Here is a 21267-nt window from a genome sequence, read left to right on the forward strand (position 1 = left end):
GTATACCAATTTTTTTATTTAAACTTGCTTCCTTTATATATAGGCGCAAAAAAGACCAAATTAAACATTAAAAAACACACTTAAAGCAGTGTGTTTTTTATTAGTTTTTAACTCTAAACTTTAATGCTTATTTTAATAATAACGTACTCATTAATTTCATTTCATTTTCTAAATATTCATATTGATACAACACCTCTTCTCCTATCATAAGCAAACTTTTTCTAACGGAATTACATCAAAAGTATTTATATCATTAAAATGATTTAATGGTATTAAATTCTCTACATCTGTTTTATCATATACTTTTAATCCCGAGTCTCCATCACAAACAAAAATCTTATCACCTTTAATTCCAAGACCATAAGGGCTGTCCATTGCATACGACTTCACTAAATTAGGATTCGACAAATTATTAACATCAATTATTAACAACTACTTTTTGTAGCTCCGCATGAGTTACCACTACGCAATGTTACATACGCATAATTTTCATCAGCAACGACAGGGTCACAAGTCTTACCATGTTGAAATTCTGAAACAGAAACTGGTTTAGATGGCGATGATATATCATAGATATACATTCCGCTTCTGCTTCCTAAAAAAAGATTGTCACCTAAATTAAAAATAGTTTCAATATCAAAGCCCGCATGCACACTTTCTACTTTTTCTGGACTATTTAAGTTTTCAATATTAAAGACGTTTATATTATGACTATCTACTGTATACAAATAATCTTTCACAATTTTAAAGCGAGCTAAAGAGCCTCCTTGCCCTACAACTACATCATTCGTCATCTCTGCAAAAAGAACACTTGACCCTCCAAATCTGTTCTCATATTCCTCAATTGATCTACGCTCTGTAATAGTTTCCCTACCAACAATTATTTCTTATGAAAAATCTACTACGTCATACTCCACAAAATCAACATTTACAGGCCAAATAACATTATTTTGAAGAACGTTTTCTAACCTTTCCACTTTTTTAATATTATTAATATCAGAAATATCTAGCACCACTAAATCTGTAACACTATCTGCATATAAAAATTCATTTTTGATAGAAATATCGACTTTCCCTGCTATTTTTAAATAAGCTACTTTTTCAGGCGCATTTGGGTCTCTATTATATGAATTCCTTTATATTTATCATTTATAAAAATATAATCTTTATAAGCATAAATTTCACCAGACTCTTTAATAAATTTTGGAGGAAAAACACTTATGTCGCTTTTAAACTCTTCCACAGATATATTTAATGGCCTTACTACTAAATATTCAGCATATTTATTATCATCATCGTCATCACAAGAAAAAAACCAAGACTAAGAGAAATAAACAACAATACAATTCTAATTTTCATACCTATTTGTTTTTTTAGTGGTTATTAAATAGATACATCAAATGCATATTGGTTGAGAACTAAAATAAAATAGTATCAAAAATTTTGATAAACGATAGTTTTTATAACACTCTTATCATCATAATCTACCTCTAAAAACAGCTCTTCTTTTGATGGTTTTAAATTAAATGGAGCCTTAGTAATGACTACTCCGCTCTTCTTTTTCAATCGAATACCCTGCCCCGTAATCTTATCTACATTTGGTTCAAAATCATTAGATGGTAAATGTTCTGTAATTATTACGAATTTGAATTTCTTAAATTTTTCAACAAGAGTGTTTATTTCTGTATTTGACAAATGTTGCATTACCTGCCTAACCATTAAACAATCTGCATTTGGTATTTCATCTTTACAAATATCTAAACATTGAAAAATTAAATTATTCTCCTTAAAAAAATTTCGATTTCTCTCAATCAGAGCATCTACAACATCAATAGCAACATATTTTTTAGTGTAGTGAACAAGCTGCCTACCAATATTAAAATCTCCGCAACCTAAATCACAAACCGTTAGTGGCTCTTTAAAAGATTTTAAAAATTCAGAAACAACCTTAACATAAGGCGTTACAATTTTAGAATCGTGAGAACCTGTACCTGAATAAAAATCATAATCTGCCCCTCCCCACATGTGCTGATTATAAATTTGAGTCATAACTGCTTTAGTAGACCATCTTTTTTTTTCATTCAAAACTTTCTTTTCTTTACCCATAAAAATATTTTCAAAACCAATGTAAAAATCATTATTGATAAACCAGTTACAAATTTCACGAATTTTTAACTGCCAATATGACAGAACGCTCGTAAAAATCTTATCTTTGCAAACTAATTAATTATTCAGTTGATTATCATACCGCATGGAGGAGAAGATTATTGATGAAGAAAACCAAGGACAACCTTTAGTTCTTGACAAAACCTTAGGTAACAACCGTAAACTTTATATTGAAAGTTATGGGTGTGCTATGAATTTTTCTGATAGTGAAATTGTAGCATCTATTTTAGCTAAGGAAGGCTTTGACACAACAAATGAGCTTGAACAAGCTGATTTAGTTTTAGTAAACACCTGTTCTATTCGCGAAAAAGCAGAACTTACTGTTCGCAAACGATTAGAAAAATATAACGCTGTAAAAAGACTAAGACCACATATGAAGGTGGGGGTTTTAGGCTGTATGGCTGAACGACTTAAAAGCAAATTTTTAGAAGAGGAAAAAATTGTAGATATGGTTGTTGGCCCAGATGCTTACAAAGATTTACCAAACCTTATTCAAGAAATAGATGAAGGTAGAGATGCCGTAAATGTAATCTTATCTAAAGATGAAACTTATGGCGATATTGCCCCTGTTCGATTAAACACAAACGGGGTTAGTGCATTAGTATCGATAACTAGAGGTTGTGATAATATGTGTACTTTTTGCGTTGTACCTTTTACCAGAGGTAGAGAACGTAGTAGAGAACCACAATCTATTCTAAAAGAAATACAAGAGCTTTCTGATAAAAATTTTAAAGAAATTACCCTATTAGGTCAAAATGTAGATAGCTACTTATGGTATGGTGGCGGCTTAAAAAAGGAATTTGTTAACGCATCTGAAATGCAAAAAGCAACAGCAGTGAATTTCTCTGCTTTGTTAGATATGGTTGCAAAAACATTTCCAAAAATGCGTATTCGTTTTTCAACATCAAATCCTCAAGATATGACGCTTGATGTTATTGAAACGGTTGCAAAACACGACAATATTTGTAATCATATACATTTACCTGTACAAAGCGGAAGTAACCGTATTTTAAAAGAAATGAACAGGTTACACACTATCGAAGAGTATTTTGAATTGATTGATAATATTAGAAAAATACTGCCTGATTGTGCAATTTCTCAAGATATGATTTCTGGCTTTCCTACAGAAACAGAGGAAGATCACCAAGATACATTGAACGCTTTAAAAAGAGTGCAGTATGATTTTGGTTATATGTATTCTTACTCAGAAAGACCAGGAACAATGGCTGCTCGAAAGCTAGAAGATGACATACCTGAAGAAACGAAAAAAAGAAGATTAGCAGAAATAATTGCTGTTCAGCGTGAAGCTGGTCATTATAGAACAAAACAACACTTAGGAAAAATTGAAGAAGTTTTAATTGAAGGTCCTTCAAAAAAATCTGATCAACATTGGATGGGAAGAAACTCTCAAAACGCTGTTGTAATTTTTGCAAAAGAAAATTACAGTGTAGGTGAATTTGTTTTAGTAAAAATAACTGATTGTACTTCTGCAACCCTACTTGGTGAGGCTGTAAAACTTGCAGACAAATAAAAAAGATTAACACTAATGGAATCTGTACAAGCAACAAAACAACGATTTGAAATTATTGGTAATGATTTAAAATTAAATCGTTCAATTGAAAAAGCTATCCAAGTAGCCCCAACAGATATTTCTGTTTTAGTAACAGGAGAAAGTGGTGTTGGTAAAGAGGCTATTCCTAAAATAATTCATTCTCTTTCTCATAGAAAGCACGCAAAATATATTGCAGTAAACTGTGGTGCAATACCAGAAGGAACCATAGACAGTGAACTATTTGGTCATGAAAAAGGGGCTTTTACTGGTGCAACATCAACCCGTAGTGGTTATTTTGAAGTTGCCGATGGTGGAACTATTTTTTTAGATGAAGTTGGAGAACTACCACTAACTACTCAAGTCCGATTATTACGTGTTTTAGAAAATGGAGAATTTTTAAAAGTAGGGTCTTCTCAAGTACAAAAAACAGATGTTAGAATTGTAGCCGCTACAAACGTGCACATGTTTGAAGCGATTAAAAAAGAAAAATTCAGAGAAGATTTATACTATAGATTAAGCACTGTGGAAATTGCAATTCCACCTTTACGAGAGCGTAAAGAGGACATTCATTTATTGTTTAGAAAATTTGCTTCAGATTTTGGTCAGAAATACAAAATGCCAACAATTAGGCTAGATGATGATGCTGTTCATTTACTTTTAAAATATAGGTGGCCAGGTAATATTAGACAATTACGAAACATTGCCGAACAAATATCTGTTTTAGAAGAAAAAAGAGCTATTTCAGTAGCTACTTTACATGGTTATTTACCAAACGCAAACGACTCCAACCTGCCTGCAGTAATAGATAAACATAAAAAAGAAGGCGACTTTAGTAATGAGAGAGAGATACTTTACAAAGTATTGTTTGATATGAAAGGTGATTTAAATGACCTTAAAAAACTTACTTTAGAGTTATTAAAGAATAATGACACTGATAAGGTGCAAGAAGAGAATGAAAATTTAATTCGTAAAATTTACGGAGAAGACGATGATGAAGAATTTTCACATGAAAATGAAGAATCAAATGACGTTTTGCAGCTACCAGAACCTAAAACAGAACCAAGCTACAACAAACCTTTGGTTGAAGACAAATATCATTTTGCCGAAGAAATAGAAGTTGAAGAAACCCTATCTTTACAAGAAAAAGAGATAGAATTAATCACTAAATCTTTAGAACGTAACAAAGGCAAACGAAAAGCTGCTGCTGCTGAATTAGGTATATCAGAAAGAACATTATATAGAAAAATTAAGCAATACGACTTATAGGTTTTTATTTTACTTAAAAAAATACAATTGAAAAAATATATAACATACATAGTTCTAATACTTCTAACAACTACACTTTCTGGTTGTGGTATTTATAATTTTACAGGCGGAGATCAAGGTACTGCTAAAACTTTTGAAGTTAGATACTTTCAAAATTACGCAACACAGAGTCCTGGCTCTACTTTTGAACCGGGTTTAGACAGAGATTTTACACAGGCATTACAAAACTTGATTCAAAATCAAACAAGTTTAGATTTGGTAACAGCTAATGGAGACTTATTATATGAAGGCGAGATAACTGAATTTAGAATTTCACCAATGACAGCAACTGCTGATCAAACTGCTGCACAAAATAGATTAACGATGGGAGTTAATGTGCGTTTTTTCAATACCACTAAAGAAGATGTTGATTTCGAAAAACGATTTTCTTATTTTTATGATTACCCAGCAACATCAACTTTAGCTAGTGTAAAGAGTGCTGCTTTAGAAGAAATTTTTGAACGTATTACACAAGATATTTTTAGCGCATCATTAGCAGATTGGTAAACAAATAATATGAATGTATCCGATTTCACATATTTATTACAACACCCTGAAAAGGTAGTCTCGCCTGTGCAAACAAATCAGCTAGATGATATTCTAGATGAGTTTCCTTATTTTCAAGCTGCAAGAGCTATACAACTAAAAGGATTAAGAAATTTAAATAGCTTTAAATATAACAGCTCTTTAAAAACAACTGCTGCATATACTGCTGATAGAGATATCTTATTTGATTTTATAACCTCTAAAGAATTTGTTCAAAATACGATTGCAGATAGCATTTCTGGCAAATCGATAGCTATAAATGATCAAGAAATAGAATTTGAAACTATTGTTGCTGATAAGGTAATTGATAATTTATTAGTTAACACTGATGAACAAGAAAAGGCATTACCTCAGAATATAAAAGATGCTGAGCAAATTTTAGACCCCTCTTTATTTAGCTCTAAAGATCCGAAAATAGATCTTGAAATTGCTGAAACAAAAAAAAAAGCGAAAGAAAACCTGATAGGTAACCCCCTTCCTTTTTCAAAAAAAGATAAATATTCTTTTGGCGAATGGATGCAACTAGCTTCTCAAAAACCGATTGAAAGAACGGAAAACAATACTCTTCCTGCAGTTAAAAAAGAAGCACCCTCCACCGCTATCACAGATAGTAATACATCTGAAGAAGACGAATTGAAAAAGAAAAAATTTGACCTTATAGATCAGTTCATTCAAAAGAATCCCAAGATAGTCCCTAAAGAAAAAAATGCTCCAGTATTAGAAATTGAGCAATCAACTCAAATAGATAAAAAAGAGTTGATGACAGAAACTTTAGCCAAGGTTTATTTAGAGCAAAAAAAATATAAAAAAGCAATTCAAGCTTACAAAATTTTAAGTTTGAAATATCCGAAAAAAAGTAGTTTCTTTGCAAGCCAAATAAAATTAGTACAGAAAATACAAAAAGAAAATAAATGAACACGTTTACAATATTCTTAATCCTAATCATCATCGTAAGTATTTTATTAATGTTGGTTATAATGGTACAAAACCCTAAAGGCGGTGGACTTTCTTCATCTTTTGGTGGCGGTGGTAGCCAAGTTGTTGGTGGAGTTAAAAAAACAGGAGACTTTTTAGATAAAAGTACTTGGACTTTAGCAACTATTTTAATTGTTTTAATTCTTTTATCAAACATCTCGTTAAAAGATAATTTTAAACAAGAAGATTCTAAATTATTACAAGGTAACGACATCGAGAACACGCTTCCTGATGCTTTACCAGAAACAATTCCTACTCCAACAGAAACAACTGCTCCTGATTCGGAATAAATACTATTAAAAAATAATGAAATGCCAGCTTCTCAAATGACAAGCTGGCATTTTTTGTTTTATAAACTCTACAAACTGTCAGTTAATAAGCAATGGCATAATTTCTGCCATTAAATAGAAACAATATATAATCAAATTAAAAAATATAATCATATGGCTAAAGTTAACATTAAACCATTGGCAGATAGAGTTCTTATTGAGCCAATGGCAGCTGAAACAAAGACTGCTTCTGGACTTTTCATTCCTGACACTGCAAAAGAAAAACCTCAAAAAGGAAAAGTTGTTGCCGTAGGACCTGGAACGAAAGACGAAAGCGTTACCGTTAAAGTTGGTGACACTGTTCTTTATGGTAAATATGCTGGTACTGAGCTTAAATTAGAAGGTTCTGATTACCTGATGATGAGAGAAAGCGATATTCTAGCTATAATTTAATCTCACTTCTGCACTTGCAGAAACCTTTAGATTATTTTAAAAAAAATAAAAGATCTCTTTTTTAATTGAGATTAAAAACTAAAAAACACAAAGATGGCAAAAGATATTAAATTTGATATAGATGCACGCGATGGCCTTAAAAGAGGTGTTGATGCTCTTGCAAATGCAGTAAAAGTTACCTTAGGACCAAAAGGTAGAAACGTAATTATTAGCAAATCTTTCGGAGCTCCTGTAGTTACTAAAGATGGTGTTAGTGTTGCAAAAGAAATTGAATTAGTTGATCCTCTTGAGAACATGGGTGCTCAAATGGTTAAAGAAGTTGCTTCTAAAACTAATGATTTAGCTGGTGATGGAACTACAACTGCTACAGTTTTAGCACAAGCTATTGTAAAAGAAGGTTTAAAGAATGTTGCTGCGGGTGCAAACCCAATGGACTTGAAAAGAGGTATCGACAAAGCTGTTGAAGCAATTGTTGCTGATTTAGCTAAACAAGCTAAAAAAGTTGGTGATTCTTCTGACAAGATAAAACAAGTTGCTTCTATCTCTGCTAATAATGATGAAACTATAGGTGAATTAATCGCTCAGGCTTTCGGAAAAGTTGGTAAAGAAGGTGTAATTACTGTTGAAGAAGCTAAAGGAACCGATACTTATGTTGATGTTGTTGAAGGTATGCAGTTTGACAGAGGTTACCTTTCTCCTTACTTTGTTACAGATTCTGAAAAAATGGTTTCTGAATTAGAGAATCCTTATATTTTGCTTTTTGATAAGAAGATTTCTACAATGAAAGACATTCTTCCTGTTTTAGAGCCAGTTGCTCAATCAGGTAAGCCACTTTTAATTATTGCTGAAGATGTTGATGGTGAAGCATTAGCTACATTAGTAGTAAATAAATTAAGAGGTTCTTTAAAAATCGCAGCTGTTAAAGCTCCTGGTTTTGGAGATAGAAGAAAAGCAATGTTAGAAGACATCGCTATTTTAACTGGTGGTACTGTAATTTCAGAAGAAAGAGGTTTCAACTTAGAAAATGCTTCTTTAGATTTATTAGGTACTTGTGAAAAAATATCTATCGATAAAGACAACACTACTATTGTAAATGGTACTGGTGTTGCTAAAGATATTAAAGCAAGAGTTAACCAAATAAAAGCTCAAATCGAATCTACTACATCTGATTACGATAAAGAAAAGCTACAAGAGCGTTTAGCTAAACTTTCTGGTGGTGTTGCTGTACTTTATGTAGGTGCCGCTTCTGAAGTAGAAATGAAAGAGAAAAAAGATAGAGTTGACGATGCATTACACGCAACTAGAGCTGCTGTTGAAGAAGGTATTGTAGCTGGTGGTGGCGTTGCTCTTGTTCGTGCTAAAATTGTTTTAGCTAACTTAAAAGCTGAAAATGCTGATGAAGAAACAGGAATGCAAATTGTAGCTAGAGCTATTGAAGCTCCATTACGTACAATTGTTGAAAACGCTGGTGGCGAGGGATCTGTTGTTGTTTCTAAGGTATTAGAAGGTAAAGGTGATTTTGGTTACGATGCTAAAGCTGAAGTATACACAGACATGATGAAAGCTGGTATTATTGATCCTAAAAAGGTTACTAGAGTTGCATTAGAAAATGCTGCTTCTGTTGCTGGCATGATCTTAACTACAGAATGTGCCTTAATTGACATTAAAGAAGATGCTCCTGCAGGCCCACCAATGGGTGGCGGTATGCCAGGAATGATGTAGTTACAAAACGCTACAGGTAAAACTAAAAAACGCTCCAATGAAAATTGGAGCGTTTTTTTTTGCAAGTAACTTACCCAAATCTTTCTAATTAAATAATCCTCCAGGGTGGAGCCACGATGGAAGCACAAAACCAGTAAAAATTACAAAAAGAAACTTTTACAGAATAATACATAAAAAAAACGCCCTAATAAATTAGAGCGCTTTTTTAAACATCTGTTTTTTTAATGAAGATTACCATCATCTGAATTATCTTCTCGATACAAACAACAAGGATGTACGCTATTGTATGCTTCTTCAGTAGCCTTTAACTCCTTAGTGTCATGACCAACAGCCACTATTGCCGTTTTTATCTTCATAGCATCTGTTTTACGCTCATCCATAATCACCGATAATTGATGCGTAGGTATATCCCAAGAGGCATATTTTACACCTTTTACACCTAATGCAGCCTTTTCTATTCGCTCTTTACACATTCCACATTTTCCGTTTACATCAAATTCCATTTTTTTGTTTTTGTCTTGAGCAAATGCCAAAACTGTAAACAAAGCCATAAACATGGATAAAACTACTGTCTTCATATTTCTATTATTTAATTATTATTTTATTTAAATTTTAAACCTAAATCCTGCGAAAAACATTCTTCCCATTATTGGAGCATATACAATACTAGTATCAAAATTTGAGCCAAACGGATTATCCGCACCTAAAACAGGATTATCCTGTGTAACATCTGATAAGTTTTCGCCACCTAAATATATCTCAAACTTATCACTAAAAACCTTTGTAATCTGAGCATTCATATGATTATATGGTTCAGAAAACTCTCCTGCTTGATACGCTATCGGGTTAGAACTCGTATCTGGCAATCTCTTTTTACCCAACGTGTGTAACGTATAATCAAACTTCCATTGCGAACCGTTTTCTTTAACTACAGTCTCATAGCCTAAATTCACAAAAAAACGATGTTGTGCCTGTAATGGTTTTTGCAAATTACCACTCTTATAATCTGTAGCAACATCATAATATTTATAAGCCGTACGAACATCTAACTGAGGTAAAATTTCATGACTCACCTCAACTTGAAAACTACTCGCATAACTATTTCCTTCTAAATTATAAAAAGAAACTTCTTGAGGATTTTCCCAATCTACTACTATTTGATTTTTAAAGTCTGTTTTATAAAAATCAACCGTTACATCTCCTTTTCTACCTAAAAAATTAAAGCCTTGCAAAAAACTTACGCCATAATTCCACGCATCTTCAGGTTCTAAACCATAAATATCTCCTCCAGAATTTAAAATCTTTATTTCACGAGATGATGCAAAAAGTTGCTGATTTTCTGCAAAAATATTTGCAGCACGCTTACCTCTACCAAAAGAACCTCTTAAACTTCCTTTTTCCCATGGCGTATACCGAATATGAAATCTTGGAGTAACAAATGTTCCTAATCTATTATGATTATCTACTCGTAAACCTGCTGTTAAATTCACTTTCTCTAAATTATCATAATTATACTCAAAAAAAGCACCTATAGAGGCATCTGTTCTTGAATAATCGTCAAAATTAACCAACTCATCATACCCATCATAAGCGAAAGTCAACCCTGTTTTAAATTTATTTTGAGTATCACCTAAAATAGAATTAAAGAGAAGGCTAGTGTATATACTTTCATGTGTTATATCGTATGTTCTAAGTCCGAAATAAGAATCTTGCGTATGATAACTATACGATGTTTGAAGCCCAAGGCTCTGAAAAGGTAATTTAGGAAAAACATAACCTAGCTTTAATGATGTATCAAAACGACGTGTATCAATTTCACTACCCCAAGAGTTTGTCGTTAACTTATCTATAGCAGGATTAAAATTCGTTTGACCAACCTGCTTTTCATCATTTAAAAAACGAACATTAAAAAAACTTACCCACCCATTCTCAGGATCTTGATATTGCCAACGGTTCATTACATTTAATTGATTTGATAATGGAGCGTCTAAAAATCCATCACCATTATCATCTTCTTTTTGAGTTCGTTTATTCCCATGTACATATAAACCCGTACTCCACTTATCTGTTAGCTTTCTATTAAAATGTGTATTCAACTCATAACGTCCATTTTGGTTCGCATAACCATTTACAAAAACGGCTTTATCTGTTAAAGGCTTTACCAATTCTGTATTTATTTGCCCTGAAATACTTTCATAACCATTAACTACACTACCTGCCCCTTTTGTAATTTGAATACTCTCTACCCAAGTACCCGGTGTAAAGGTTAAACCATAAGCTTGCGAAGCACCACGCACTGTCGGTATATTCTCTTGAGTGATTAATAAATATGGACTTGTAAGACCTAGCATTTGAATTTGCTTTGTACCCGTTAAAGCATCCGAGAAATTAACATCAATTGCAGGGTTTGTTTCAAAGCTTTCTGATAGGTTGCAACAAGCTGCCTTTAGCAACTCTGCACTATTAATAGTTACCACATTTTGCGAACTAAAATATGATTTTTGAACCGCATCACGTTTTTGCTCAACAATCACCTCATTTAATTCATTAGATGGTTTTAGACTATGATGCAGCATTTTAGGCTCATTAACCGTTAGTGTATCTGATTTAAAACCTACATAACTTAATATTAACTTATTATATTCTTTTTTATATGGAATTGAAAACTTACCATCTATATCGGTAATAACACCTATTTGCGAATTCATCCAATATACACTGGCGCCCGGGAGTCCAATATGTTTATTTTCATTATTTGCCTCCATTACCACACCTTCAACTTTATCTTGTGAAAAAGCTAACCATGGCAAAAGTGATGAAACTAGTATCAGTAAATATTTATTCATTTATGTTTTTAAAATTTTATTAATCTATTCTTTTTGTTCTTAAGCGCAATGCATTTGCTATTACCGATACAGAACTAAAACTCATAGCTAAAGCTGCAATCATCGGTGATAATAACATTCCAAAAAATGGATATAGAACTCCAGCTGCAATAGGGATACCTACCGTATTATATATTAATGCAAAAAATAAATTCTGTTTAATATTATTCATCACATTGCGACTTAGTTTATAAGCTTTTACAATACCCTGCAAATCTCCTTTTACTAGAGTTATCGAAGCACTTTCTATTGCCACATCTGTTCCGGTTCCCATCGCAATACCTACATCACTTTTTGCTAATGCAGGAGCGTCATTAATACCATCACCAGCTACTGCTATTTTTCTTCCTTTAACCTGTAAGCGTTCTACCTCTGCAAGCTTACCTTGCGGCAACATATCTGCCTTAAAATCTTTCAGCTCTAATTCTAAAGCAACAGCTTTTGCTGTATCATGATTATCACCAGTTAACATTATTACAGAAATACCTAAATCTTGTAATTCACGAATTGCTTTTTTACTTGTTTCTTTTATTTTATCTGCAATAACTACAAAACCAACAGCCTTATTCCCTACACTTAAATATGATACTGTTTTTGCTTTTTTCTGATACGCCGTTACTTTGTCTTTTAATGATTTAGAAATAACTGCATTTACTTCTTTCATCATTTTTTCATTTCCTAAAGCAACGCTATCACCTGCTATTTTCCCTATAACTCCTTTTCCCGTGACAGAATCAAAGTCATTTACTTTTAAAAGCTCTACTTGCTGATCTTTACCATATTTTACCGTAGCATCTGCCAATGGATGTTCACTAAATTGATTTAAAGAAACGATATACTGTAAAACTTTATCTGCGTCAAAACCTTGTTGTGATTCTATTTTTTCAACAGATGGTTTCCCTTCTGTTATTGTACCTGTTTTATCAATAATCAGCGTATCAATTTTATCCATACGCTCTAAAGCTTCCGCATTTTTAATCAACACACCCGATTTTGCACCTTTACCAACACCCACCATAACCGACATTGGCGTTGCCAAACCAAGTGCACATGGACAAGCAATAATTAAAACTGCAATAGCATTTACCAAAGCAAATACATATGCAGGGTCTGGACCAAAAACTGCCCAAACAACAAACGTAATAACTGAAATAAGTACAACAACAGGAACGAAATAACTTGATATTTTATCTGCTAACTTTTGAATTGGTGCTTGACTTCTACTTGCCTTATTTACCATTTCAATAATTTGAGACAGTAGCGTATCTGCTCCTACCTTTTCTGCCTTCATTACAAAAGAGCGCTTACCATTTATAGTACCCGAACGCACCAAATCACCTTCGTCTTTTTCTACAGGAACAGGCTCCCCTGTTATCATTGACTCATCAACAGTGCTCCCTCCTTCTGAAATAAGTCCATCTACAGGAATTTTATCACCAGGTTTCACTCTAAGTAAATCTCCTTTACTTATTTTATCTATCGCAATTACCTCTTCAACACCATCCACAACTCTAATTGCCTTGCTAGGTGCTAATTTCAATAATTCTTTTACAGCACTATTTGTTTTACTATGCGCACGAGCTTCTAATAGCTGACCAAATAAAACCAAGGTTAAAATAACTGTAGCTGCCTCAAAATAAACATGAACGGTACCTGAATCTGTTTTAAATTGAGCCGGAAAAAAATCAGGCACAACCATTGCAAATACACTAAATACCCATGCAAAACCAGCACCAATACCTATAAGCGTAAACATATTCAAGTTCCATGTTTTTATTGATCGGTAAGCACGTTCAAAAAACATCCAAGTAGCATAAAACACAACAGGTATTGACAAAGCAAATGTTATCCAATTCCAATACTTTAAACTCAAAACCTTAAGTAGTGGGTTATTTGGTATCATGTCTGACATTGCTATTATAAAAATAGGAAGCGTAAAAGCAACTGCTATTTTAAACTTATTTAAGAGTTTATTATAACTTTTTTGCTCTGCAGATATATCCACTTTTTTAGGCACCAAATCCATACCACAAATCGGGCAATCTCCAGGTTCATTTTCTACAACTTCAGGGTGCATTGGACAAGTATACTCTTGCGTGCTTGACGTAGAAGAATTTACCTCTTCAACCAAATCCATACCACATACTGGGCAATCACCTGATTCACTATAAACCTTATCCCCTTCACAATGCATTGGACAATAAAAAACTCCATTGCCGTTTTCATTTGTTTCTTTTTTTTCATTAAAGTGATGTTCTCCCACTTTGTGTATAGAATAATGACCGCCATCCTTTTCCATTGCCTTCTGCAATGTTTTTAATGACACTTTACCATTTGCCTCAACTAAAGCTTCTGCATTTTCTAAATCAACTACAACCTTCTCGACTCCTTTAACAGCAGACAAAGTTTGCTCTACATGAGTTTTACACCCATTGCATGACATTCCGTGAATATGATATGTATGTTTCATTTTCATAAGTTTAATACACTACAAATTTACAATTACAAATAGTAGCTCTTTTGACTATTTATGGGTAAGACTTATACAATTCGGTCTAAAGAAGTACGATTCCATTTTTGAGATGTCTTATATTCAGACATAGAAAAACCAGTAATAAGTTTAAATTGACGAGCTAAATGACTACTACTTTTATAAGCTAATGTATATGCTATTTCTGAAAAACTCAACCTATTCATTTGAATCAATTCTTTTGCTTTTTCAATTTTTAAATTGATAACATACTTTTCAATTGAGACATTTTCTGTTTTACTAAAAAGCTTACTCATTACTGAATAATCACGATTCATTCTTTGAGATAAAAAAACCGATATATTTTCTTCCTTACTACTATCAAGAATATCAACAAACGCTATAAGGTTTGTTTTTATCTTATCTATCAGTATTTTGTTCTTATCTAAAATAAGTTCAAAGCCTTTATTTTTTAAAACTTCTCGTATTTTATCATAATCAACAGCCTCTTTAGATGTTATAGTCACAACCCCTAATTCTAAATTAAGAATTGTAATACCGATTTCTTCTAACGATTGCGAAACAATCATTTTACATCGATCACAAACCATATTTTTTATATGAAGAATAGTAGACATTTTATAGTTTTTAGCAAATACTTAATAGTAAAGTAAACCGGTTCATGAATATAACCGCATTACACTAGATAAAGTGATAAGGATGAAACTAAAAAATCAAATTAAAAAAACATCGTCTAGCAATTGTATGTCTTTGACGATTTTAGGAGAGAGATAATATTTGTGTGGAAAATTCTGAACTTCTAAAGGCTCAAATAAATTAAGATATGTGTATGAATAAACTGTTAGAAAAAGTTGCTGATCTAAATTCAAATCGTTACCAGAAGGCCTAACATCACTCTGCCCCTCAACAGCAATAACTTCATCTGCACAACAAGCTTTTTCAACTGTATCATTATCACCTTCTGGCAACAAATTTACTTCACAATCATCTGCTGAAACAAAAAAAGCAACGTCAATTAAATACCCCATACAATAATGCTTTTCTACTTTCCAAGAAGTAGTTATAACCAAAAGCAATAAAGCCATATTGGTCGCGATTATTTTATGTAATACTTTTTTCATTGCTTCAAAATTACTAAATATCCAGATGTTAATGATGCTAAACATTAATGAATCTTGAAATTGACATTAAAATAGGTGTCTCAAATACTTATTTTAACATACTTTAGCAAAAATAAAGACAACCGAAAACATCATTACTAAAATGAAAAGTCAAAAAATTACAGTATTATTTGTAATTACCATATTCTTTTCTAACTCAATACAAGCACAAGGAATATTTGAAAACGCAAAAAATAAAGTTACTAATGCAATCGGAAAAGTTAGTTATAAAAAACTTAGTAAAGATCCCATTTCAACTAATTTTAAAGACACCAATACAGATATAGATTTAGAGGATAATTTTGGAAATGAAGCCTCTTTTTTATCAATATGTGAACAACAAAGAAATACTGAGAACAATTATATTCTTCATTCTGGTTTTTATGAGCTTGAGAGTATGAGTTTTTGTTTAAAAGCCGGAACATATGGCCCTAGCGAAGGTGACGGATACTTATATGCTCCTGTATTAGGTAAAAAAGAAGAAATAGTTATTGCTATTCTTAAAAATTTCGAAGCACATCCTGAAATACCTCAACGTGATGTTCAATTACTATTATGGGCAATTATAGCTAAGACTAAATTTACAAAACTAGCTAACCCTTTGAAAATAACAGCTACTAAATTATTAACTGCAGAACAAATTTTAGACTTGAACAACGGTATTTTAGGTTTCATACCCGAAAATGCTGTACAAAAAGCAACAAATAACGCACCTCAAACAATAAAAACAGTTATTGAAATTGAAAATAAAATGCGAGGTATGTTTGAGTCTGGACTAAGTACTTATGAAGAGTTTGAAGAACTAGCTATTTTAGGGGGCTCAGCTCCTGAAACAAATAACTTAATAAAAAGAGGCAGATGGTCTTTACATCCTGACGGTTACTATATACGTTATTTTCCGAATGGATATTCAAAAACAAGAGTTCAAATATACGTGCCTGAAGATATTGATATGGTAATTTACAACGGTTCTGACGATATTGCAGTACCAGCTAATACAGGCGCACAAAGACTTGCACAATGTAACATTCCAGTAAAAATTTGTAGCAACTAAAAAAATATTTTCCTATATAACATTGGTATATTAAATATATTTGCGAAAAAATATGCAATGCTTGAAACATTAAAAAAACAAATTACAGCTATTACAGAAAATACTGCCGTAAGTACAGACTCCCGTTTACAAGACATCTGTGATCTTTTAAAAGAAAACATTGATTATTATGATTGGGTTGGTTTTTATTTTAAAAATGGTGATAAACCTGAATTAAAATTAGGTCCTTATGCTGGCGCAGAAACAGACCATACTATAATTCCATTCGGAAAAGGAATTTGCGGTCAAGTTGCCGTAAGTAATAAAAATTTTGTTGTGGCCGATGTTGCTGCTCAAGACAATTACATTGCATGTAGTATTACCGTAAAAGCTGAAATAGTAGTGCCGCTTTTTATAAATGGTGAAAATATTGGACAAATAGACATCGATTCTAATACTCCAAACCCTTTTACAGAGCAAGATGAGCGCTTTTTAGAGTTTGTAAATGCCGAAGTTGCTAAAATTCTTTAAAACTTTGGCTTTTTGTTGATAACATCAAGGTGTTATTAACTTCAAAAAAATTACTTTTGTGTGCTTAATAGTTAACATTAAGCACACAAAAATGAGCACCACTAAAAAAGCTACATCAGCACTAATTTCTGTATTCCATAAAGATGGTTTAGAACCAATTGTAAAAAAGTTTCAAGAACTAGGTATTACTATCTATTCTACTGGTGGAACTGAGAAATTTGTTAAAGATTTAGGCATAGATGTAGTACCAGTTGAAGATGTAACAAGTTATCCATCTATTTTAGGAGGTCGTGTTAAAACATTACACCCAAAAGTTTTTGGAGGTATTTTAAATCGCCAAGACAATGAAAGTGATCAAAAACAATTAGCTGAATTTGAAATTCCGCAAATAGATATTGTTATTGTTGATTTATACCCCTTCGAAAAAACAGTTGCTAGTGGAGCTCCTGAACAAGATATTATTGAAAAAATTGATATCGGTGGTATTTCTCTAATTAGAGCTGCTGCTAAAAACTTTAAAGATGTACTTTGTGTTTCTTCTATGGAAGATTATGCTGAAGTTTTAGAGTTAATATCTACTAATGACGGATCTACAACATTTGAAGACCGTAAGCGTTTTGCTGCAAAATCTTTCAATGTATCTTCTCACTACGATACTGCTATATTTAATTATTTCAATAAAGATAAGCAAGAAACTGTTTTAAAAATTAGTGAAACAAACGGTCAAGTTTTAAGATATGGTGAAAACCCTCATCAAAAAGGATTTTTCTTTGGAGATTTTGAAGCTATGTTCGATAAACTTCATGGTAAAGAATTATCATACAACAATTTATTAGATGTTGATGCTGCCGTTAATTTAATGGGAGAATTTAAAAATGACGAACCTACATTTGCTATTTTAAAACACAATAATGCTTGTGGTTTAGCTTCGAGAAGCACATTGCACCAAGCATATGTTGATGCTTTAGCAGGCGATCCTGTATCTGCATTCGGTGGTGTTTTAATCAGTAATAAAGAAATTGACAAAGCCACTGCTGAAGAAATACATCAATTATTCTGTGAGGTAGTTATAGCTCCTAGCTATGCTGCTGAAGCTTTAGAAATTTTAAAAGGAAAGAAAAATAGAATCATTTTAATTCAAAATGATGTTGCTTTACCAGACACATCAGTACGCACATGTTTAAACGGTGTTTTAGTACAAGAAAAAGATTCAAAAACAGATACTGAAGCTGATTTAACGAATGCAACAAAAACAGCTCCTACAACTCAAGAAATTGAAGATTTAATTTTCGCTTCTAAACTTTGTAAGCATACAAAATCTAACACAATTGTTATTGCTAAAAACAAACAATTATGTGCTAGTGGTACAGGACAAACCTCTCGTGTAGATGCTTTAAATCAAGCAATTCACAAAGCTCAATCTTTTAAATTTGATTTAAATGGATCAGTTATGGCCAGTGATGCTTTCTTCCCTTTTCCAGATTGTGTAGAAATTGCGCATAAAAGTGGCATATCGAGCGTTATACAACCAGGCGGGTCAATAAAAGATCAATTAAGCATCGATTATTGCAATGAAAACGGAATTTCTATGGTAATGACAGGAACACGTCATTTTAAACATTAATTTTGTTACTTTCGTCGATAAAACATACATTTAGTCCACAACCAAATAATTAATAATGGGATTTTTTGATTTCTTGACAGAGGAAATAGCTATAGATTTAGGCACAGCTAACACTCTTATCATACACAATGACAAAGTCGTTGTTGACAGTCCATCTATTGTTGCCAGAGATAGAATAAGCGGTAAAATAATTGCAGTTGGAAAAGAAGCCAACATGATGCAAGGAAAAACCCATGAAAATATAAAAACAATTCGTCCATTGAAAGATGGTGTTATTGCAGATTTTGATGCATCTGAAAAGATGATTAACATGTTCATTAAGAACATTCCTGCTTTAAAGAAAAAATGGTTTCCACCTGCATTACGAATGGTTATTTGTATCCCTTCTGGTATTACAGAAGTAGAAATGCGAGCTGTAAAAGAATCGGCAGAACGTGTAAACGGAAAAGAAGTTTACTTAATACATGAACCAATGGCCGCGGCAATTGGTATCGGTTTAGACATCATGCAACCAAAAGGAAACATGATTGTTGATATAGGAGGTGGTACTACTGAAATTGCTGTAATTGCATTAGGCGGTATTGTTTGTGATAAATCTGTAAAAATTGCAGGTGATGTTTTTACAAATGATATTATTTATTACATGCGTACACAACACAACCTTTATGTTGGCGAAAGTACTGCTGAAAATATAAAAATCACGATTGGTTCTGCTACTGAAGATTTACAAACTCCACCAGATGAAATGTCTGTTCAAGGGCGTGATTTATTAACAGGAAAACCAAAACAAGTACAAATATCTTTTAGAGAAATTGCGAAAGCATTAGACAAATCTATTTTAAGAGTTGAAGATGCCGTAATGGAAACATTATCTCAAACACCTCCTGAATTAGCTGCTGACATTTACAACACTGGTATTTATTTAGCTGGTGGTGGATCTATGCTACGCGGTCTAGATAGAAGGTTATCTCAAAAAACAGATTTACCTGTATATATAGCAGAAGATCCGTTAAGAGCAGTTGTTAGAGGTACTGGTATCGCACTTAAAAACTTAGAGCGATATAAAAGTATTTTAATCAAATAGCAAAGACATTAATTCTTTCGGTAATTTAAACTCAACTTGTTTTAACTTGCCGAAAGAATATAATAATCACTAGCAAATAGTTAAAGTGAATGCAGCAGATTATCAATTTTATAATCCGGAATAAAAATCTGTTACTTTATTTATTCCTTTTATTCATATCACTGAGTTTTACTATTCAGTCTCACTCCTATCACCAATCTAAATTTTTCAGTTCTGCAAGTTGGTTTTCTGGTGGTATTTATAATACTACAAATGGCATCTCATCTTATTTTAATTTAGAACAAGAAAATGAAAAATTAGTAAAAGAGAACATGCTTTTGAGAAATATTCTTATTAATAAAGAATATAATTTAAACGCACCTATAGACTCTTTAACGATAGATACTACAAATACAGATTTTACAATTGTATCCGCTAAAATTATCAAAAACAGTTATTCTCTTTTAGATAATTATATAACTTTGGATAAAGGATCTAGTGATGGTATTACACAAGATATGGGTGTAATTACACCTGACGGAATACTTGGAATTGTAGAAAACACAACTGAAAAGTTCTCTCGCATACAAAGTATATTAAACAGAAGGTCGAACTTAAACGCTAAAATTAAAAATACTAACAATTTCGGCTCACTTATATGGAACGCTAAAGATTTTTCCACAGTACAATTAATTGATATACCAAGGCGAGTACCTATAAAAGTAGGTGACACAATACTTACTGGTGCATCATCTAGTATTTTTCCAGAAAACATTCCTATCGGAGTAATTAAAAAATTTGATTTAGATATTTCTAAAAGCTCTTACAGCATAGACATTACTCTTTTCAACGACATGTCTAACATTAAAAACGTTTACATAATTAATAATTTAAATCGCAAAGCGATAGAAGAACTAGAATCAAAAAATCCTAATGGCCAGTAATTACTACTTCATAAATATAGTTCGGTTTATTTTACTTGTATTAGCACAGGTTCTAATATGTAATAGAATAGGATATTTAGGCTACATAAATCCTATGATTTATATTCTGTTTTTATATTGGTACCCTGTTAAACAAAATAGAGCAGTTTTTTTAATTATTGCTTTTTTATTAGGCTTCACTGTTGATGTTTTTTCTGACAGCCTAGCCATACACACAGCAGCTACAGTGACAATAGCTTATTTAAGGCCAACCATTATGCGTTTTTGTTTTGGTGTCAATTTTGATTTTCAAAGTTTTAAAATTTCTGGAGTTCCAGCCATTCAAAAACTTACGTATTTAACATTATTAATTGTCATTCATCACACAATATTCTTTACTCTAGAAGTTTTTAATTTTGATAATATTCTTCTAATTTTAAAGAAAATAATAATTGTAAGTATTGCATCAACATTAATATGTGTTTTACTCAGTTCTCTTTTTAGTGTTAAAAAAGAATAAAAAACACTTAAGTATCCTATTTTGGCTACTAATTTTATTTCCTTTGTTA

The 21267-nt window shown here is 32.2% G+C and carries 21 protein-coding genes; 13 read left to right on the plus strand and 8 right to left on the minus strand.

The genetic code is table 11. The features are described 5' to 3' along the window. Nucleotides 1–204: 204 nt before the first annotated feature. From H0I23_RS16800 to H0I23_RS11735, 3 genes are all read right to left on the minus strand, one after another. Complete coding sequence (locus tag H0I23_RS16800) at nt 205–390, minus strand: hypothetical protein (RefSeq protein WP_254073597.1); 186 nt, start codon at nt 388–390, stop codon at nt 205–207. Between the two features lie 35 nt (nt 391–425). After that, on the minus strand, nt 426–794 hold the full coding sequence (locus H0I23_RS16805) for a hypothetical protein (RefSeq protein ID WP_254073598.1): 369 nt from the start codon (nt 792–794) through the stop codon (nt 426–428). Between the two features lie 640 nt (nt 795–1434). Beyond that, complete coding sequence (locus H0I23_RS11735) at nt 1435–2106, minus strand: class I SAM-dependent methyltransferase (RefSeq protein ID WP_216783486.1); 672 nt, start codon at nt 2104–2106, stop codon at nt 1435–1437. Nucleotides 2107–2251: 145 nt separating this feature from the next. On the opposite strand from H0I23_RS11735, the gene miaB reads away from it, so the two are divergent. The 7 genes from miaB to groL all read left to right on the plus strand — a co-directional run bounded on the left by miaB (nt 2252) and on the right by groL (nt 8988). Beyond that, nucleotides 2252–3697, plus strand: a complete 1446-nt coding sequence (gene miaB / locus H0I23_RS11740; RefSeq protein WP_216783487.1) for a tRNA (N6-isopentenyl adenosine(37)-C2)-methylthiotransferase MiaB — start codon at nt 2252–2254, stop codon at nt 3695–3697. Nucleotides 3698–3712: 15 nt separating this feature from the next. Further along, nucleotides 3713–4984 (plus strand): sigma-54-dependent Fis family transcriptional regulator, encoded by a 1272-nt coding sequence (locus H0I23_RS11745; protein ID WP_216783488.1) that lies wholly within the window; start codon nt 3713–3715, stop codon nt 4982–4984. Between the two features lie 39 nt (nt 4985–5023). Further along, nucleotides 5024–5530 carry an LptE family protein gene (locus H0I23_RS11750; RefSeq protein ID WP_216786072.1) on the plus strand — a complete coding sequence of 169 codons (507 nt, stop codon included), beginning with the start codon at nt 5024–5026 and terminating at the stop codon, nt 5528–5530. Nucleotides 5531–5539: 9 nt separating this feature from the next. Continuing rightward, a complete protein-coding gene (locus H0I23_RS11755) occupies nt 5540–6484 on the plus strand; it encodes a stage V sporulation protein AA (protein WP_216783489.1) in 945 nt (314 codons plus the stop codon). Further along, on the plus strand, nt 6481–6834 hold the full coding sequence (secG, locus tag H0I23_RS11760; protein WP_216783490.1) for a preprotein translocase subunit SecG: 354 nt from the start codon (nt 6481–6483) through the stop codon (nt 6832–6834). Before H0I23_RS11755 ends, secG begins: the two co-directional genes overlap by 4 nt. 153 nt (nt 6835–6987) lie before the next feature. Next, the gene (gene groES, locus H0I23_RS11765) at nt 6988–7266 is read left to right on the plus strand and encodes a co-chaperone GroES (protein WP_216783491.1); all 279 of its coding nucleotides are present in this window, start codon (nt 6988–6990) and stop codon (nt 7264–7266) included. Between the two features lie 93 nt (nt 7267–7359). Next, a complete protein-coding gene (gene groL, locus H0I23_RS11770; protein WP_216783492.1) occupies nt 7360–8988 on the plus strand; it encodes a chaperonin GroEL in 1629 nt (542 codons plus the stop codon). Nucleotides 8989–9209: 221 nt separating this feature from the next. Here the strand turns inward: groL and H0I23_RS11775 are convergent, their stop codons facing one another. From H0I23_RS11775 to H0I23_RS11795, 5 genes are all read right to left on the minus strand, one after another. Continuing rightward, nucleotides 9210–9566 (minus strand): heavy-metal-associated domain-containing protein, encoded by a 357-nt coding sequence (locus tag H0I23_RS11775; RefSeq protein WP_216783493.1) that lies wholly within the window; start codon nt 9564–9566, stop codon nt 9210–9212. A gap of 27 nt (nt 9567–9593) precedes the next feature. Next, nucleotides 9594–11834, minus strand: coding sequence for a TonB-dependent siderophore receptor (locus H0I23_RS11780; protein ID WP_216783494.1), 2241 nt, complete (start codon nt 11832–11834; stop codon nt 9594–9596). A gap of 19 nt (nt 11835–11853) precedes the next feature. After that, nucleotides 11854–14343 carry a heavy metal translocating P-type ATPase gene (locus tag H0I23_RS11785; RefSeq protein ID WP_216783495.1) on the minus strand — a complete coding sequence of 830 codons (2490 nt, stop codon included), beginning with the start codon at nt 14341–14343 and terminating at the stop codon, nt 11854–11856. Between the two features lie 71 nt (nt 14344–14414). After that, nucleotides 14415–14981 (minus strand): AraC family transcriptional regulator, encoded by a 567-nt coding sequence (locus H0I23_RS11790; protein WP_216783496.1) that lies wholly within the window; start codon nt 14979–14981, stop codon nt 14415–14417. Between the two features lie 96 nt (nt 14982–15077). Further along, nucleotides 15078–15485, minus strand: a complete 408-nt coding sequence (locus H0I23_RS11795) for a hypothetical protein (protein WP_216783497.1) — start codon at nt 15483–15485, stop codon at nt 15078–15080. 142 nt (nt 15486–15627) lie between these two features. On the opposite strand from H0I23_RS11795, the gene H0I23_RS11800 reads away from it, so the two are divergent. From H0I23_RS11800 to mreD, 6 genes are all read left to right on the plus strand, one after another. Further along, the gene (locus H0I23_RS11800) at nt 15628–16578 is read left to right on the plus strand and encodes a hypothetical protein (RefSeq protein WP_216783498.1); all 951 of its coding nucleotides are present in this window, start codon (nt 15628–15630) and stop codon (nt 16576–16578) included. A gap of 57 nt (nt 16579–16635) precedes the next feature. Beyond that, nucleotides 16636–17088, plus strand: a complete 453-nt coding sequence (locus H0I23_RS11805; protein WP_216783499.1) for a GAF domain-containing protein — start codon at nt 16636–16638, stop codon at nt 17086–17088. Nucleotides 17089–17179: 91 nt separating this feature from the next. Then, nucleotides 17180–18712 (plus strand): bifunctional phosphoribosylaminoimidazolecarboxamide formyltransferase/IMP cyclohydrolase, encoded by a 1533-nt coding sequence (gene purH, locus H0I23_RS11810; RefSeq protein WP_216783500.1) that lies wholly within the window; start codon nt 17180–17182, stop codon nt 18710–18712. A gap of 55 nt (nt 18713–18767) precedes the next feature. Continuing rightward, nucleotides 18768–19796, plus strand: coding sequence for a rod shape-determining protein (locus H0I23_RS11815; RefSeq protein ID WP_216783501.1), 1029 nt, complete (start codon nt 18768–18770; stop codon nt 19794–19796). A gap of 89 nt (nt 19797–19885) precedes the next feature. Next, a complete protein-coding gene (gene mreC, locus H0I23_RS11820) occupies nt 19886–20719 on the plus strand; it encodes a rod shape-determining protein MreC (protein ID WP_216783502.1) in 834 nt (277 codons plus the stop codon). Then, complete coding sequence (gene mreD, locus H0I23_RS11825; protein WP_216783503.1) at nt 20709–21218, plus strand: rod shape-determining protein MreD; 510 nt, start codon at nt 20709–20711, stop codon at nt 21216–21218. Before mreC ends, mreD begins: the two co-directional genes overlap by 11 nt. The last annotated feature ends 49 nt before the right edge of the window (nt 21219–21267 follow it).

The organism is Cellulophaga sp. HaHaR_3_176, from assembly GCF_019021925.1.
In the GTDB taxonomy this organism is placed as follows: Bacteria; Bacteroidota; Bacteroidia; order Flavobacteriales; family Flavobacteriaceae; genus Cellulophaga.